Raw genomic sequence first — 15526 nt, 5'->3', positions numbered from 1 at the left:
GCCGATCCACGACGTTCGTAAGACCTGTTTGCCAAACTTTTTAAAAGTGTGGCCTCCGGGGGCATTTTTATAACAGGCGCAGCCCGTCAGCAAATGTGAGGAACCCGAGGAACGAGGGTTCAGAGCATTTGCGTCTCTGGCCCTTTATCCTGTTTTCCGAAGAATGACATGGGCCTCTCCAGCATAAACGGTTGCCCCATGTCACACATCACGCGAATGCCCCGATAACGATTGTATGCTGGCGGCCTCCACGCATTCGCCATAAGGTTTCCAGGTGCCCCCACCTAGCCGCCAGAAGACTCTGAACGTCGACCCCGCCCTCGGCAAGGGGCACCAGGGCCAGGTTGTGGCCTCGGTAAAGGCGTCCGTCCGGGAGTCGGGCGGAGAAGCGGCTTTCGGTGTCTGCCAGGCGAACCTGGACACGGTTCTTTTCGGCAGTGCGGGGATCCACGAAGCGCTGGAAAACAGTCATGGCAGCAGCAACGGCCATGGGGGTGCCATGGTCGCAGGAACGGTCCATGAGGTCGGAAAGGGCCAGGAAGCCCTCCTTATGGACGGCGTTGCGCATAAAGGCACCGGCCGAGGCCATGAGCTCTTCGGTGAGTTTGACGGTAGGTCTCCAGATCCTCTCCGTCGATTTCGCAAACGGCCCGCTGTTTTTCCTGGGGGCCGCTCATGCGTTCGAGGAACCGGTCCATGGCGTCCATGAGGGTGGCAGGGTCAAACAGGGAGGGCCGGGTGGGCGGGTCAAAACGGGCGATAAATTCCATGCCCACCTCCGCGGCTTTGTGCTCCTCCAGCCTGGCCACCCGCTTGAGCACCTCATCCGGGGAAGGCAGGATGCCGTAGGAATTTCGCCGGAACAGCTTGTGGCTGTGTTTGTGGTAGTCGTCGGGCAGGCGCTGGAGTTCGCCCACCAGATCCATCTGGCGGGAGTTCAGGTGCCTGAGCTGGCCTGCCAGCTGGTGCAGCTTCTCCTCAAGATCCGCATCGGAGGTGTCCTGAAGGTAGGCCATGACCAGGGTCTGGAGACGGCTGCTCTCCTCCTGAATCTGGAGGGCCTGACCCGCGCCTTCGTCGGCCATGGCGTTGATCTTTGCAAACTCCACGGCGTGGATGTTCCGTGCGATGGCCCGGCGCACGTTCCTTATATCTCCGGCCTTTCGGAAGCACTGCTTCTGGTTCTGGTCCGCCACCAGAATGGCGTCGTCCACGTTGCCGCGTTCGATGAAGAGCTTGATTCGAAGGTTGCCGATGGCTGTTCCGTCCAGGGCGCTTGTTTCATGCAGGCCGAAGTACGCGGCATAGCCTTCGTCGGTGAGGGCGAAGAGAGATGTTGAAGTATCCATAGCCGGTGTACACGAGCCATCTGATCAGCCAGAACTTCCGGGTATCGAACCGGCCCTCCTGGCCGTCGTAGTAAGGGTATTCAAAGGGCAGGTAGCGCCGCTCCCGGTTGGAGAGGTGGTCAAAGACGCGGCTGATCACCTCGTGAGCTGAGTGGTGTCGGTGATCTGGACCCTTGCGGCCTGGGCCTGCACCCGAGCCGTCGCCGGATCCGGCAACGCCTCAGTTACTGGAGGCCCCCACCTGGTATTCGGTCACCTCGGAGATGGTGTCTCAAATGGCAAAGGCCGGCCAGCGGAGATCCAGCACCTCGCCACCTTCCCCGGCCTCTCCGAACCGGAACCGCCGGGCCTCCAGCTCATAAATGGGCCGCATGACAAGGCCCGAATGGACCACCCGGGTGACGTCCGATTCGCGGGTTCGAACCGTCCTGGACTCCCCTTCGCCCTCAAGGCGATTTTCCTCTGTTGTCAACGTATCCAACGTGCACCCCTGTATCTATCTGATCCGGTCTCCACGCACTCGACGTTGACCCGGCACCATACAAAATTCATGCTGCGGTCAAGCCCGCGCCAAAAACAAAAAGCCCCTTGATGGGGCCTTTTTTAGGTATCACATTTTTTTGTCAGTGACACCCTGAAATCGAAGGGTGCCAAGGCACAAAAACACCCCCGGAGCCATTGGACCCGGGGGCGTTTTTATCATTTCCGAGGCCGAGGCCCCGCTCATCCTTGAGCCGATACCCCGATGGGATCGATGCTCCCGTCTGAAAACAACGCCAGGGGCATGGGAGAACCGTCCTTTCCGATCTCAACCCACCCTCCGGTATTGTCACCCCGCATTGCCAGAAAGAGATTAAACAGAGTCAACCATCTCTCCGCGCACCCATAACATTTCGGGTACTTACTCGTTCAACCTGAAACTATGGGAAAGACCACCGAAGGCAGCAGGGAATTGAGTCGCTACAAGGGATCTGCTCGAAAATCAGACGAGGAAGAAGGAAATCCAAAGACTGGAACGGTAACGGTCCGGTCCCTCGGCCTGCAGGCCCCAAGGGGCCTGCCACCGATCCGGCGCTGCCTTCCCGATGGTTCAGAGGGCAGGGCGACCGGGAATCTCGCTATACGTTGAAGCGAAAATGCAGCACTTCTCCGTCCTGCACCTCGTACTCTTTGCCTTCCACGCGGAGCTTGCCCTTCTCTTTGAGGGCAGCCTCGCTCTTGTATTCGAAGAGCTCTTCGCAGTGGTAGACCTCCGCACGGATGAACCCGCGCTCAAAATCGGAGTGGATCACGCCTGCGGCCTGGGGAGCTTTGGCCCCTTTGGGGAAGGTCCAGGCTCGGACCTCTTTTTCACCGGCCGTGAAGTAGGTCTGGAGGCCCAGCATGCTGTAGCCTTCGCGGATGAGACGATGGAGCCCGGACTCTTCCAGCCCTGCGTCCTCCAGGAAGGCCTTTTTCTCCTCTTCGTCATCCATTTCGGAGATTTCCGATTCGAACTTGCCGCAGATCACCACCACGCCGGAGCCGTCTTTCTCGGCAAACTCACGGACGCTGGCCACGTAATCGTTCTCGCTGCCGAGATCGTCTTCCCCCACGTTGCAGCAGTAGAGCTGCTTTTTCTGGGTAATGAGGTGCAGGTCGGAGATGAGCTCAATTTCACGGTCATCCAGCTCCAGGCTTCGAGCGGGCTGCCCCTCTTCCAGGGCCGCCTCCAGCTTTTTCAGGACGGGCTCCAGGGCCTTGGCCCTGCCGGAGACCTTCTTGTCCTGGGACTTGAGGAGCTTGGGAAGACCGGTCAGGCGCTTCTGGACCGTCTCAAGGTCGGCAAAGGCCAGCTCGATGCTGATGGTCTCAATATCGCTCACCGGATTGACCTTGCCATCCACATGGACCACGTCGTCGTCATCAAAGCAGCGCACCACATGGATAATGGCACCCACCTGACGGATGTGACCGAGGAACTGGTTGCCGAGCCCCTCCCCCTTGGACGCCCCGCGAACGAGGCCTGCAATGTCCACGAACTCCACCACCGCGGGGATCACCTTCTGGGGAGGGATCAGCTCCGTGATACGGTTCATGCGCTCATCGGGCACAGCCACCACGCCCACGTTGGGCTCGATGGTGCAAAAAGGGTAGTTGGCCGCCTCGGCAGGAGCGGAGGTCAGGGCCGAAAAGAGGGTGGATTTACCGACGTTGGGCAGGCCAACAATACCGCAGTTCAATTGCATGGGTCACAAAACTCCTTCAAAAAATAAAAAAGAGAACACCCGACCATCCGGGCCTTCTCATCGGTTCAATGGTGGTTACCGCCTCTATGCACCGACACTCAACGTTCCGGGTCCCCGGCACATTGAAACGCCCCTGCGCAGGCAATGAGGTCTTCAGGGGCCGACACCCCATGGGCGCATCCCAGAAACCGGGCCGCAGCCTTCCAGGCCACATCAGGGGGAATCCCGGCTTCGCGCATGTCTTTCAGGGCGTAAGCCCCCCGGGATTTCGACAACTTCTCGCCGTCCGCCCCGGGAATCAACCGGTGATGCAAAAAGACGCAACGCTTGAAATGGGACGCGTCAAACAGGTCCGCCAGGTAGAGCTGCGCGGCCGTTGACGGCAGGAGGTCTTCGCCCCGGACGATAAAATTGATCTGGCCGGCCTCGTCTTCCAAGAGACTGGCAAACTGGTACGCGGGCTGATCGTCCTTTCGCCAGAGCAGAAAATCCCCGAAGGTTCTGGACAGGTCCAGGCTGTGGCCGTTCACGCTGACCATGACGCCTTCATCCACCTGCACCCGCATGGCGGTCTTCTGGGGTACCAGCGCAAGTCCGCAGTGACGACAGGTCCCGGGGTAGAGACCGTCGGGAGACGCCTTTTTAATGGTGCTCCGGGAGCATTCACAGGCAAAGAGCTTTTCGGTGGCCTTCTGCAATCGGTCCAGCTCGCCCCGGTAAAAAGCACGTCTTTTCTGGAGAGAAAATGAGCTGTGAAACGCATCCGGTCCAAAGGGCCCGCTGTCCCAGTCCAGCCCCAACCACTCCAAAGAGGTAAAAATATCTTCCAGTACCTCGTCACGGAACCGAATCCCGTCCATGTCATCAATGCGCAGGTGAAGGGTGCCGCCCCCAGCCAACAGGCCAGGGTCGAGAAAATTCACCGCATTGCCCAGATGCAGGTAACCACTGGGAGTCGGTGCTATGCGCGACACCGGCTTTTCAGGTATCTCCATCCTGTCCAAAGGCGTTGTTTCCATGGGGCAAAAAAGGGTTCTCCCTCTGTTGGACCTGTTAAAAAGCGCATCGATTCAAAACGAAACTACATATCACTGTTTTTATTCCATGTCCAATATCGGATGGGTCAGATACCGGCAGAGTACACGTCAGAAACATAAATACCTGCGGCATTGTTGCCCCGTATAACGCTTTACCCTTTGCCCTTAGCCTTTCACCTTCAGCCGCCACCTTCGCCCCACCAAACGCAAAAAGGCCCGGAAGAGAACTCTTCCGGGCCTTTGTATTTTTTTATTGGTAGCGGGAAGCGGATTTGAACCACTGACCTTCGGGTTATGAGCCCGACGAGCTACCAGACTGCTCCATCCCGCAACAATGAGACGCACACTACTCCCCGCGCCGGGGGATGTCAAGGGATAAAAGCAAAAAAGATGCCACATACCATTTCCCATGACGCAAAATGCAAAAAAGGCCCGAAAGAGGACTCTTTCGGGCCTTCGTATTTTTTATTGGTAGCGGGAAGCGGATTTGAACCACTGACCTTCGGGTTATGAGCCCGACGAGCTACCAGACTGCTCCATCCCGCAACAACGAGACGCACACTACACCCCAGCCCGGGTGATGTCAAGGCACAAAAGCAAAAAAGATGCCACCATTGTTACCATCACCTATGGACGGCTCTCCTTATGCTGCTCCCACCCCAGGATCCCCCCTTCGATATTGTAGACCCCGGTAAACCCCTTGGCCGCCAGAAACCGCGAGGCCAGCCTGCTCCGGTTGCCGCACCGGCAATACACAAGCAGGGCGGTGCCCTTGTTCAGCTCTCCGGCCCGCTTCCTGACCTGAAACAGCGGAATATGGATGGAACCCTCAAGGTGCCCTCCGTCGTATTCCGCCTTCTGCCGTACATCCAGAAGTGTCCACCCGTCACTGTCTGCCATGATCTTCCTGGCCTGTTGCGGGCCAATGGAGGTCACCGGAAGAAAAAAACGAAACCACGTCATTCAAGAGCTCCTTTCATTCACTCGCCAATACTGGTATGCCTGTCGAAAAGAAATGCAACGGTTCAGTTGCCTCCGGCGGGTCGCTTTTTTGAACAAAAGCTCCGCAAAAAAACGTTCCGAGTACACCGTACCATACGGACACAGCAGGCCATACAAGCCCGTTCATCCAGAATGCTCCCCGTCTGTGTGCCCGCATGTTTATCATGACCATCACAGGACCCACACAGCCCAATGAATCATCTCAACCAATGGTTTGACAACTACACCGCATCCTTTCTCACCGGCTCCGAGAAAAACGACCGAAACATCAACCTCAAACGGGACCACACCCAGAGGGTCCGCGCCGAGAGCCGTTTCCTGGCAGACGCCCTGGGCCTCAACGAGCGGCAAACAGCCCTTGCCGACCTGGCCGCCCTTCTCCATGATGTCGGCCGTTTTGAACAGTTCCGACGCTTTCGCACCTTTGTAGACGACCGCTCCACCGATCATGCCCGACTCGGCCGTGACATATTGGAGGAACAGGAGTGCCTCGCACGGATGGCCCCTTCCGACGCCGACCTCATCAAACGGGTGGTCCTCTATCACAACCGGGCCTTTCTGCCGGAGGATGAATCTGAGGAGTGCCTGTTTCACACCCGCCTCCTGCGGGACGCCGATAAGCTTGATATCTGGTTTGTGGTCACCTCGTATTATAAAGAGATGAAGCACAAGCGAAACACCACCCTTCGAACTCGGACTGCCCAATACCCCCGGCATCTCTGACGAGGTCCATAAAAGCCTTATGAACCGAACCGTGGTGCTTAAAGAGCACCTGCAGAACTTAAATGACTTCAAGCTCCTGCAGGTAGGCTGGGTCTTTGACCTCAATTTTGTCCCTTCCATCCGTCGCCTGGAGGAAAAGGGCTATTTGCAGATGATCAAAGAGAACCTGCCGAAAGACCCGAGAATCGATGAAATCTACGACAACATAGCCCGATACATGGGGGAGAAGGGGGCTTAAGGGCTAAGGGCTAAGGGCTAAGGGCTAAGGGCTAAGGGCTAAGGGCTAAGGGCTAAGGGCTAAGGGCTGGGGCTGGGCTAGGGCTCGGCTCAGGCTACAGGCTAGGGCTAAGGGCTAAGGGCTAAGGGCTAAGTAGCCGATTTTCGCAGTATGTCAAGATGAAACGCAGTATACCAAGGGCAGTTTTACCCACAACGCCACGTGATGCGACACCCTGCTACCGTTGTTCAGCCCCTTTCCAGAAAGGCCTGCGTATCTACGCAATCGACCCCGATATTTGCAATATCAACCATATTGGCCGTGGCAATCTCGGGCGTACGGGCAGAAGCGGCGTCGGTGACCAGGGTCACATCGTAACCCAAAGCCACGGCATCGAAAATGGTGGCCCTGACGCAGTTGGGGTATTGGGTGCCGCACACCACCAGCCTGGTGACAGCGAGCCGCCGGAGCATCAGGTCCAATTCGGTCTGCATGAACCCGCTGTACCGTTTTTTCACCAGCCGATATTCCCCGGCAACGGGCACCCCGGCCCCCGCCACAATGTCGCAGCCCGGGTCCCGGGCACCACGAACCCACCCGCCTCTTCAAAGGCCGTCCTGCGGTTGGCCTCCACATCGCTCCCGTCTGCACGGTACTCCCGCGCCACCGTCGAACGCCAGGCGCCCCTTCACGCCTGAAACGCTCCAGGACCTTGGCGATATTGGGCACCGTATCCAAAGCCCCTTCCACGCACACCGGCGCTCCGGGAAGCACAAAATCGTTCTGCATATCGATGATCAGCAGGGCGGTTTCCTTCAACATAAAAGCTCCTTTGCTTAGTCGCTTTTCAAGCCGCTCACCGGCGGGTACCAGACAAACCAGCAGACATCAAACGCTAACAAAAACAGGAACAATCCACAACATCCCGGCGTCATCGGCACACAGGGACCGAAACCATACAGCGCCCAACCTGATTCTCGCAACGCCAACGAATCATATAAAAAAACGGACCGCCCTCTCTCGAAAGCGGTCCGCCTTTTATGTGTTCATCGACTCAAGCCGGTATCAGTCCTTCATCGTGTACTGATCCTTCATGGCGTACACCTGCTCGGTCCAGATCTTGTTGAACCGCTCAGGATTGGCCGCAGGGCTCTTAACCATCTTCAGGCAGTACTCTTTCTGGGCGTCACTGTTGCTGGGCTTGCCGTGGAGGGTGACTGCGTACTTGGCAAAATCCCGGATCATGAAATCGAAGATCTCTTCGATGAGGTCGTCTTCCACATCAAAGAGGGGCTTGGCTTCGAGGATCAGCTGGCCATAGGCAACCAGGGTAAAGATATCCCCCACGGAGAGAAGGTAGTCGATGTCCCGGGCCTGGTTTTTGTCGGGAGTCGCCTTCATGAGGAACTCCTTGAAGGTCGCCGAAATGTTGTCCTTGAAGACATTGACATTGGGAAGATCCACGCTGTCGTAGGCGATGGCGTAGTCGTGGAACTGCACCTTGCCCAGACCCTTGGTGGGGCCCTGATCGAAGAGGAAGTCGTCGTTGGCCGCGTCGGTCCGCATGGGCACCTCGGGGAACTCCCCGGGGTTGAAGAAGAAGTTCTGCATGAACTTAACGATGAGAGCCATGTTCACGTGAACCGTGCCTTCCAGCTTGGGCAGCATGCGGATCTCGTGAGCGGCGACCTCGAAGAAGGGCTCTTTTTCGAAGCCCTTGGCGGCGATGACATCCCAGAGGAGGTTTATCACCTCTTCGCCCTGACAGGTGACCTTCATCTTCACCATGGGGTTGTAGAGGAGGTAGCGGCGATCGGTCTCGGAGGCACAGCGCATGTAATCCCGGGCACGCTCGGAGAAGAGCTTCATGGCCACGAGGCGGGCGTAGGCGTCGGTGAAGAGGCGCTTGACGTGGGGGAAGTCCGTGACGTACTTGCCGTAGACATAGCGGTTGGCCGCGTGGTCGATGGCCTCGTAAAAGGCGTGGGTGCACATGCCGATGGAGCCCCAGCCCAGGTTGAACTTGCAGATGTTGATGGTGTTGAGCATGTTGTCCCAGGCTTTATCACCCTTCTCCAGGATGTCCCCTTCGGTGATGGGGTAATCGTGGAGGGCATACTCAGACACGTAGTTCTGCTCATTGACCGTGTTTTTCACGAGCTCGTAGTTCTTGTGCTTGGAATCCACACCAAACCAGACGTACTCGCCGGTGTCACTCATCTTGGCAAAGGTGGAAACGATGGAGGCCTCGTTGCCGTTACCGATGTAGTACTTGTCCCCGTTGGCCTTGTACGTTCCGTCCCCGTTGGGAGCGAGCATCATGTCCGAAGAGTAGATATCCGCACCGTGCTCACGCTCGGACAGACCGAAGGCAAACACCCCGCCTTCCTCAAGAAGCTTGGCGGTTTTGTGCTTCATTTCTTCGTTGGAACCGAGGAAGATGGGCCCCAGGCCGAGCATGCTCACCTGGAAGGTGTACCAGTACGTAATGCCGTAAAACGCAGAAATCTCGGCAAACTCAGCGTTTCGAAAGGTATCCCAGCGGGAGTCGTCCGCACCGTATCCCGTGGGGGTCATGAGGGTGGCCAGGACCTTTTCCTGCTTCATGAACTCGACAAACTCGTAGTTCCAGGCCTTGTCATGCCAGTCTTTCTTCAAGGACTTCAGGCCCTTGTTTTCGAGAAACTCAATGGTCTTGGCCATCATGTTCCGGGTTTTTTCGTCTGCGTATTTCCGATCGAATTTCTGGGGATTCAGAAGTAACATTGTCTCTCCTCCTTACATCACAGACCCACGCCTGCAACAACACCATGTTATGGGATCGCCCGACGGCTATCGGAACAGCCCCTTCTCTCCATAATTTCTGAACCATGAATCATATCTCTATAATTAATCCTGCGCTATAAAACAATGTGAGCTTCCGATAACTTTATACACATACAAGTATTACATTAGCCATAAACAACAATAATGGACCCATCAATCAGTTCCTACGGATTGTTTTGACCCTTCATCATCCTGTGCTATAGTCCCCAAAACCGGGACACATGTTTTCCATACCGTCACAATCCATGGGGCACCTTCACACCTGGGACCAGAAGGCGCCTTGCAACGACAGACCACCCTGCAGCGCCCAGAGAAACCATCACGGCAGGGAACCTCAGCACCTGACCCAGGGCGGAGCCTTTCATGAATGATGCCACCCAAACCGGAATGAAACTGCCCCAACTCGCCAAACAGAGCGGACTCAGCATATCCACCCTCTACGAATACCTAAGAAACGGAATCCTTCACCCCCCGGAACGCAAAGGGCCCACCAAGGCCATCTTCAATGAAAGCCACCTTGCGCGCCTCAAGACCATCCGGAGCCTGCGAGAAAAGGAAAAGCTCTCCCTTGCCGACATCAAGGAGAGGCTCCGCAGCGAAGGCGACAACACCGAAGAGGACGGGTCCAGCATCCGAAACCAGATCATCGACACCGCCCTTGTCCTTTTCTCCCGAAAGCACTACGACAAGACCAAAATAAGCGACATCACCGATGCCCTTCACATGGGCAACGGCACATTTTATCGCTACTTCACCTCCAAAGAGGAGCTCTTCCTCCACTGCCTGGAGCGACTCCCCAAGATCATGGTCTCACGGGAGACCTGGAACGACGTCAAACGGGAAACAGACTACATCACCCGGCTCAGAAAACGCGGCAACGCCATGCTGGGATCCTTTCACAGCTACATCGGCATGCTCAACCACACCAAGCTGGTCCTGGGCGGAGAAGACGCCCACCTCGCGGAAAAAGCATCGGAGTGCCTGAAGTCCCTGGCCACCCCCCTGCGCAAGGATCTGGACCAGGCCATCGCCAAGGGCCAGGTGCGCCCCCTGGACACAGACCTCACCGCCTACCTCTTACTTGGAATCAACGAAATCTTCGGCCACCGGCTCCTCATGGACACCAACTACACCATTGAAGAGGGCTTTGAGCTTCATCGAAGATTCCGACACGCCCTGGCCTCGTCATCTCCCCACCCGGAAAACGTTCATCCTCACCCTGCACCAGCAGACCATCACCATCTGCCCCGTCTCCTTCAACGGAACCCCCCGGTTCGTGGGATCCGTGGGCGCAGGAAATCTGGAAGTGGCCTTCGACACCCTCTCCGCCCTCACCTTCACACACGACAAAAAGAGTACAACCGCCCATATCCTCACCGACACAGGAAAAACAGGGGACCTCCTTGTCGAACCCGGCCATGAGCTCTCCGGAGCCACCGACCTGGGGGATTACACGGTCAGAGCGAAAGACATCCTTCGCATGGACAGAGAGAACAACCACGATCAAACAGAAAAATAACTATTCAAGGTCTGTGAAATGAAAAAGGGACGCAAGTGCCCCTTATGTGGAGGAGACGCGTGACCGACGGCGTTGGGGGTGTGAGGCAGGGTGCGCTTGCGCACGCAGTAAGATAGTAATGGACATAAAATCCAGTCCCGTCAGCCTCACACAGCACAGAAAGGCAAAAGGCGTTGGCCTTCGGAACGTATGGTGCGCAAGCGCACCCTACAGGCAGGCGGTCACAAGCGGGGGTCGGGAGTGAGTGGTCAGGCAAAATACAACCGGATGAAGTACCCGTATGGATTGGACCAAGCCATAGATGAGCTGGATTGCCAGAATAACCAAAGTTAGAAAACATCGGTAACCACGAGGCAGAGTTACAAGGTACAAGGATGCTGCCTGAAGGCTTGCTGCGCAAAGCCGCGCCAACTCATACAACCAAAGGCCAAAGCAATCGCCCCGGTGAAGATTGGATAAATCGAAAACTCGATCAACCGGAGGCGGGTTCCGGGCTGCGCCCGGTGCCGCCTGAAGGCTTGCGGGGCAAGCCTTGCATGGCTTCGCCATGCCCAAAAAGCAAAAAAGCGATTGACCCGAAGAATTAAGGATAGTGTGGGTACGGCTAACCGGAGGCGGGTTGCCCCTTCGGGGCTGCCAGAAAACCTAAGAGCAGAAATACTCGGTAACCTGAGGGCGGGTTCCAGGCTGCGCCTGGTGCCGCCTGGCATCTTGCTGCGCAAGCCGCGCCGGACTTCGTCCGGCCCAAAAAGCAAAAAACGATCGACCCAGTGAAGATTGGAAAAATAGAAAACTCGATCAACCGGGTGTGGGTTGGCCATCTTGATAGTTTGACTCTCTGCAACATATTAGAGTTGGATAATTCGATAACCTGAGGGCGGGTTCCGGGCTGCGCCCGGTGCCGCCTGAAGGCTTGCAGAGCAAGCCTTGCATGGCTTCGCCATGCCCAAAAAGCAAAAAAGCGATTGACCCGGGGGGGGCAATCGCTTTTTTGCTTTTTGGAGGCGGCTTCCAGATTCGAACTGGAGAATAACGGCTTTGCAGGCCGTCGCCTTACCACTTGGCCAAGCCGCCGAAATCGGTGGAGCGGGAAACGAGATTTGAACTCGCGACGTCAACCTTGGCAAGGTTGCACTCTACCACTGAGTTATTCCCGCTCAATGCCCGAAGGCGAGGATGTATTTAACCGGACAGAGGGGCGATGTCAACAGATAAAATACACGCCGTGACGCGTCACGGCCACACCGAAAAGAACGTACATTACCGAAATCGGGCGACAGAGCACGATGTGTTGCCCGTTTGACAGCCACATTGGGGCATTTTGAAAAAAAGAGCGTTCTACCCCCCAAGCCTTTGTCAGGCCCCTTGCCCGGCCTTCAATCGGTCAGCAATTTCACGGCCCAGCGCTTCGGCCGATTCAAAGGAAAGGGGCTGGGCTTCAAACTGCTTGATCCCCACGGAGTCCACCGTGGCCTCGGGCCCGTAGATCATGTTGATCCCGGACTTTTTGCACTCATCACCGAACCCGCAGCGCACACAGGGCACGTTGCCCGTAATCTTCACAGCCCCCACGCACTCTATGCCCTCCTCCTGCATATAATTGGTCACGGCCTGGATCCCCATATCGCACACAGGGGGCGCACCCGGTGCATCATGGGGCACCGCTGAGGTCATCACCACAGCCCCGAACTTACCTGCCATGAGGCTCTTCCGGTGCCGGAGGGGATACAGGCGCTCGATAAAGGCCTTGGTCCGTGAATCCAGCGTGCTGTAAGGGGTAAACCCTGCAATGACGATGGCGTCGCACTCCCGGGCTTTTTGGGCCAGAGGCACCCCGTCGTCCTTGACCACGCAGACGTTGGTCTTCACACACCCCAGACACGCTCGACAGGGCTCAACAGTATACTCCGAAAGCTTTATAAACTCCGTATCAAGACCGACGTTTACGGGCGAAAGCCTGGACAGCACGATCGGTGTTGCTGTTTTTGATGGGAGAACCGGAAACACCAAGCACTTTCATGAAAAACCTCCTTGGTTGGGATGACATGCGCCACATGAGAAAAGAAGAAAACGTTCCCATAATGGTTACACGTCATCATATCCCATTGTAAAGAGATATCATCCACACGCCTGTGGCTGCTCGATTTCACTGCAAGCCCAAAACAGAGCAAATGACAACGATATGCCTATAAGGATGATGCCCCCTTGGGACTGGCGGGGTACCGGACTTTGCCCAAGGCAAACAACAACAGTAGAAATAGTAAGAAAAAACTGGATAGAGAACTAGCGGTAATACGGAGGTGGGTTACACCCCGGGACTAAAGAAACCCAAGAACAGAAACCCTTGGTAACCTCGAGATAGATTGTCGGGTTGAGTTGGCAGCCAGAGGCATGCCGAACTCGCCCACGCTATGCATTGGCCCGTGGAAAATGGATAAATCGGAGGCGGGCTGCACACTCGTGGCTGCCGAAAAACCAAGAACAAAAAAACGGCAACCTGAGGGCGGGTTTCGGGCTGCGCCATGCCCAAAAAGCAAAAAGCAAAAAGCGATGATCCAGTGGAATTAGAATAGTGTGGCGAGGCCACCGGAGGCGGGTCGCCCCTCCGGGGCTGCCACCTGAGCCAATGGCCATAGCTTGGCATTGCGCAATACTTTAGAACGGGAGGATTCTATGACCTGGAGGCGGGTTCCGGGCTGCGCCATGCCCAAAAAGCAAAAAAGCGGATTACGCCGAAGAATAGAGGATAGTGCGGGGTCGGCACAACCGGAGGCGGGTTGCCCCTCCGGGGCTGCCGCCTGGCGTCTTGCTGCACAGACCGCGCCGGACTTCGTCCGGCCCCCGAAGGCAAGTCTCCCCAAAGAATCAGAGGGTGCATTCGGCCACTGGGGGCGGGTTCCGGGCTGCGCCCGGGGCCGCCTGAAGGCTTGCAGAGCAAGCCTTGCATGGCTTCGCCATGCCCAAAAAGCAAAAAAGCGATTGACCCGGGGGGTCAATCGCTGTTTTTTGCTTTTTGGAGGCGGCTTCCGGATTCGAACCGGAGAATAACGGCTTTGCAGGCCGTCGCCTTACCACTTGGCCAAGCCGCCGAAATTGTGGAGCGGGAAACGAGATTTGAACTCGCGACGTCAACCTTGGCAAGGTTGCACTCTACCACTGAGTTATTCCCGCTCAGTGCCCGAAGACCTGTGTGTTTTAACCGTTGAGCCGCTTGGTGTCAACGAAAAACTTTACATGGTCAGAAGTTTTCTAAAGCGGAAAAAATAGTCAGCGCCGGACCAGATGGTCAGGATGAGCGCACACCAGAGAAAAACCATTCCGATGCCGTGAAAATTGATTCCAAAATAGCTGAAATGAATCAGGAGCGGGATGATGGCGGCGATCTGAAAGCCTGTTTTGTACTTGCCCAGCTTGGAGGCGGATACATCCTCGCCCCCTTCGGCAATAATGCTTCGAAGCCCCGTAATGGCAAGCTCACGGCCGATGATGACACACACCACCCACCCGGGGATCCACCCCACTGAACTCATCATGATCAGGGAGCACCCCACAAGAAGCTTGTCGGCCAAAGGATCCATCACCTTGCCGAAGGTGGACTCCAGGCCCCACTTGCGTGCAAGGAATCCATCCAGATAATCGGTGATGGACGCGGCGGAAAAGATCAGAGCCGCCAGAATCGTTGCGATTCGGCTTCCGGAAAACAACAGAAGGATGACGATCAACGGCACGGAAGCCATCCGGAGAAGTGTCAGGTTGTTGGGGTGCTTGATTGTGTTTATCATAAAAATACTGCCCGAATCCCAATCTGACAGGTCGCCTGATCAGCGATCACCTGTCGGTTCATTCATCCTGCGGTCTGCGGACTGCAGCCCCGCTTCTCTCATCACTATGGGCCGATGCACCGGAGCTCATGAACCCCGGCCATCGGCACTGCTACATACATCAATTCCCGTGTACCCGCTTCCAGTCCGCCATGAACATCTCGATCCCCCTGTCCGTCATGGGATGGGAGGCCAGCTTGGCAAGGACTGCGTGGGGGATGGTGGCGATATGAGCCCCCACCAGGGCCGCATCCAGTACATGCATGGGGTTGCGGATGCTGGCCACGATAATCTCGACAGGAAATTCATAATTGACAAAAATTTGCCCGATCTGCTCCACCAGGGGCATGCCCTCCTGGGCCAGGTCATCGAGGCGCCCCACAAAGGGACTGACGTAATTGGCCCCGGCCTTGGCAGCCATGAGCGCCTGAAGGGGAGAAAAAACAAGGGTGACGTTGGTATGAATCCCCTCCGCCGACAAGATGCGAACGGCCCTCAAACCGTCCACGGTCATGGGAATCTTCACCACGATGTTGTCGGCAATCACCGCAAGGCTCCGGGCTTCCTGAACCATGCCGTCGGTGTCGAGGCTGATCACTTCAGCGCTCACCGGGCCTGCCACGATGGAGGTAATGTCCTTGAGAAGAGCCACGGGCTCTCCACCTTCGCGGGCCATGAGAGACGGGTTCGTGGTCACCCCGTCTGCCATACCCATACTGACTGCATCTCGAATCTCGTCCACATTCGCCGTATCGATGAAGAACTTCATGCTGCCTCCTTTCGAATCCCAATGGGACGTCAGAA

General features: G+C 56.6%; 15 protein-coding genes, 6 tRNA genes and 1 pseudogene. 3 read left to right on the top strand and 19 right to left on the bottom strand.

What is annotated here, in order from left to right:
* Window positions 1-208: 208 nt before the first annotated feature.
* The 8 genes from ACOYW1_RS04305 to ACOYW1_RS04270 all read right to left on the bottom strand — a co-directional run bounded on the left by ACOYW1_RS04305 (window position 209) and on the right by ACOYW1_RS04270 (window position 5577).
* On the bottom strand, window positions 209-589 hold the full coding sequence (locus ACOYW1_RS04305; protein ID WP_482421785.1) for a hypothetical protein: 381 nt from the start codon (window positions 587-589) through the stop codon (window positions 209-211).
* The gene (locus tag ACOYW1_RS04300) at window positions 549-1349 is read right to left on the bottom strand and encodes a hypothetical protein (RefSeq protein WP_482421784.1); all 801 of its coding nucleotides are present in this window, start codon (window positions 1347-1349) and stop codon (window positions 549-551) included. Before ACOYW1_RS04300 ends, ACOYW1_RS04305 begins: the two co-directional genes overlap by 41 nt.
* Window positions 1350-1620: 271 nt before the next feature.
* Entirely contained in the window at window positions 1621-1830 is a 210-nt protein-coding gene (locus ACOYW1_RS04295) for a hypothetical protein (protein ID WP_482421783.1), read from the bottom strand.
* Between the two features lie 637 nt (window positions 1831-2467).
* On the bottom strand, window positions 2468-3577 hold the full coding sequence (ychF, locus tag ACOYW1_RS04290) for a redox-regulated ATPase YchF (RefSeq protein ID WP_482415317.1): 1110 nt from the start codon (window positions 3575-3577) through the stop codon (window positions 2468-2470).
* 98 nt (window positions 3578-3675) lie between these two features.
* Window positions 3676-4572, bottom strand: a complete 897-nt coding sequence (locus ACOYW1_RS04285; RefSeq protein WP_482421782.1) for a glutamate--tRNA ligase family protein — start codon at window positions 4570-4572, stop codon at window positions 3676-3678.
* A gap of 296 nt (window positions 4573-4868) precedes the next feature.
* Window positions 4869-4945 (bottom strand) — tRNA-Met (locus ACOYW1_RS04280).
* 138 nt (window positions 4946-5083) lie between these two features.
* Window positions 5084-5160, bottom strand: a tRNA-Met gene (locus tag ACOYW1_RS04275).
* 81 nt (window positions 5161-5241) lie between these two features.
* Window positions 5242-5577: a rhodanese-like domain-containing protein gene (locus tag ACOYW1_RS04270; RefSeq protein ID WP_482421781.1), complete on the bottom strand. Its 336-nt coding sequence runs from the start codon at window positions 5575-5577 to the stop codon at window positions 5242-5244.
* Between the two features lie 231 nt (window positions 5578-5808).
* Here ACOYW1_RS04270 and ACOYW1_RS04265 point away from each other — a divergent pair, with 231 nt between their 5' ends.
* Window positions 5809-6339, top strand: coding sequence for an HD domain-containing protein (locus tag ACOYW1_RS04265; RefSeq protein ID WP_482421780.1), 531 nt, complete (start codon window positions 5809-5811; stop codon window positions 6337-6339).
* 19 nt (window positions 6340-6358) lie between these two features.
* Complete coding sequence (locus ACOYW1_RS04260) at window positions 6359-6577, top strand: hypothetical protein (protein WP_482421779.1); 219 nt, start codon at window positions 6359-6361, stop codon at window positions 6575-6577.
* A gap of 227 nt (window positions 6578-6804) precedes the next feature.
* On the opposite strand, the gene ACOYW1_RS04255 is transcribed toward ACOYW1_RS04260, so the two are convergent.
* From ACOYW1_RS04255 to ACOYW1_RS04240, 4 genes and pseudogenes are all read right to left on the bottom strand, one after another.
* Window positions 6805-7101 (bottom strand): cysteine hydrolase family protein, encoded by a 297-nt coding sequence (locus ACOYW1_RS04255; protein WP_482423657.1) that lies wholly within the window; start codon window positions 7099-7101, stop codon window positions 6805-6807.
* A complete protein-coding gene (locus ACOYW1_RS04250) occupies window positions 7071-7223 on the bottom strand; it encodes a hypothetical protein (RefSeq protein ID WP_482423890.1) in 153 nt (50 codons plus the stop codon). Before ACOYW1_RS04250 ends, ACOYW1_RS04255 begins: the two co-directional genes overlap by 31 nt.
* Before the next feature lie 23 nt (window positions 7224-7246).
* Window positions 7247-7378 (bottom strand): annotated as a pseudogene (locus tag ACOYW1_RS04245) (isochorismatase family protein); the annotation flags it as partial.
* A gap of 243 nt (window positions 7379-7621) precedes the next feature.
* Window positions 7622-9322, bottom strand: a complete 1701-nt coding sequence (locus ACOYW1_RS04240; RefSeq protein WP_482421778.1) for an acyl-CoA dehydrogenase family protein — start codon at window positions 9320-9322, stop codon at window positions 7622-7624.
* Between the two features lie 423 nt (window positions 9323-9745).
* Here ACOYW1_RS04240 and ACOYW1_RS04235 point away from each other — a divergent pair, with 423 nt between their 5' ends.
* On the top strand, window positions 9746-10804 hold the full coding sequence (locus tag ACOYW1_RS04235) for a TetR family transcriptional regulator (protein WP_482421777.1): 1059 nt from the start codon (window positions 9746-9748) through the stop codon (window positions 10802-10804).
* Window positions 10805-11900: 1096 nt separating this feature from the next.
* On the opposite strand, the gene ACOYW1_RS04230 is transcribed toward ACOYW1_RS04235, so the two are convergent.
* The 7 genes from ACOYW1_RS04230 to fsa form a co-directional block, all read right to left on the bottom strand.
* Window positions 11901-11975, bottom strand: a tRNA-Cys gene (locus tag ACOYW1_RS04230).
* A gap of 8 nt (window positions 11976-11983) precedes the next feature.
* A tRNA-Gly gene (locus tag ACOYW1_RS04225) sits at window positions 11984-12058 on the bottom strand.
* Window positions 12059-12257: 199 nt separating this feature from the next.
* Window positions 12258-12869 carry a flavodoxin family protein gene (locus ACOYW1_RS04220; RefSeq protein WP_482421776.1) on the bottom strand — a complete coding sequence of 204 codons (612 nt, stop codon included), beginning with the start codon at window positions 12867-12869 and terminating at the stop codon, window positions 12258-12260.
* Window positions 12870-13915: 1046 nt separating this feature from the next.
* Window positions 13916-13990: transfer RNA gene (locus ACOYW1_RS04215), tRNA-Cys, on the bottom strand.
* Between the two features lie 7 nt (window positions 13991-13997).
* Window positions 13998-14072, bottom strand: a tRNA-Gly gene (locus ACOYW1_RS04210).
* Window positions 14073-14131: 59 nt separating this feature from the next.
* Window positions 14132-14683, bottom strand: a complete 552-nt coding sequence (gene pgsA / locus ACOYW1_RS04205; RefSeq protein WP_482415309.1) for a CDP-diacylglycerol--glycerol-3-phosphate 3-phosphatidyltransferase — start codon at window positions 14681-14683, stop codon at window positions 14132-14134.
* A 160-nt stretch (window positions 14684-14843) separates the two neighbouring features.
* Entirely contained in the window at window positions 14844-15491 is a 648-nt protein-coding gene (fsa, locus tag ACOYW1_RS04200; RefSeq protein WP_482421775.1) for a fructose-6-phosphate aldolase, read from the bottom strand.
* Window positions 15492-15526: the final 35 nt, after the last annotated feature.

This window comes from Desulfoluna sp. CYM3A, assembly GCF_056829965.1.
This window is presented reverse-complemented; position numbering and strand designations above follow the sequence as displayed.

Coding starts and splice junctions, on each gene's coding strand:
- ACOYW1_RS04305 (WP_482421785.1), bottom strand. CDS start 589: ATGGCCTCGGCCGGTGCCTTTATGCGCAACGCCGTCCATAAGGAGGGC.
- ACOYW1_RS04300 (WP_482421784.1), bottom strand. CDS start 1,349: ATGGATACTTCAACATCTCTCTTCGCCCTCACCGACGAAGGCTATGCC.
- ychF (WP_482415317.1), bottom strand. CDS start 3,577: ATGCAATTGAACTGCGGTATTGTTGGCCTGCCCAACGTCGGTAAATCC.
- ACOYW1_RS04285 (WP_482421782.1), bottom strand. CDS start 4,572: ATGGAGATACCTGAAAAGCCGGTGTCGCGCATAGCACCGACTCCCAGT.
- ACOYW1_RS04270 (WP_482421781.1), bottom strand. CDS start 5,577: ATGACGTGGTTTCGTTTTTTTCTTCCGGTGACCTCCATTGGCCCGCAA.
- ACOYW1_RS04265 (WP_482421780.1), top strand. CDS start 5,809: ATGAATCATCTCAACCAATGGTTTGACAACTACACCGCATCCTTTCTC.
- ACOYW1_RS04260 (WP_482421779.1), top strand. CDS start 6,359: ATGAACCGAACCGTGGTGCTTAAAGAGCACCTGCAGAACTTAAATGAC.
- ACOYW1_RS04240 (WP_482421778.1), bottom strand. CDS start 9,322: ATGTTACTTCTGAATCCCCAGAAATTCGATCGGAAATACGCAGACGAA.
- ACOYW1_RS04235 (WP_482421777.1), top strand. CDS start 9,746: ATGAATGATGCCACCCAAACCGGAATGAAACTGCCCCAACTCGCCAAA.
- pgsA (WP_482415309.1), bottom strand. CDS start 14,683: ATGATAAACACAATCAAGCACCCCAACAACCTGACACTTCTCCGGATG.
- fsa (WP_482421775.1), bottom strand. CDS start 15,491: ATGAAGTTCTTCATCGATACGGCGAATGTGGACGAGATTCGAGATGCA.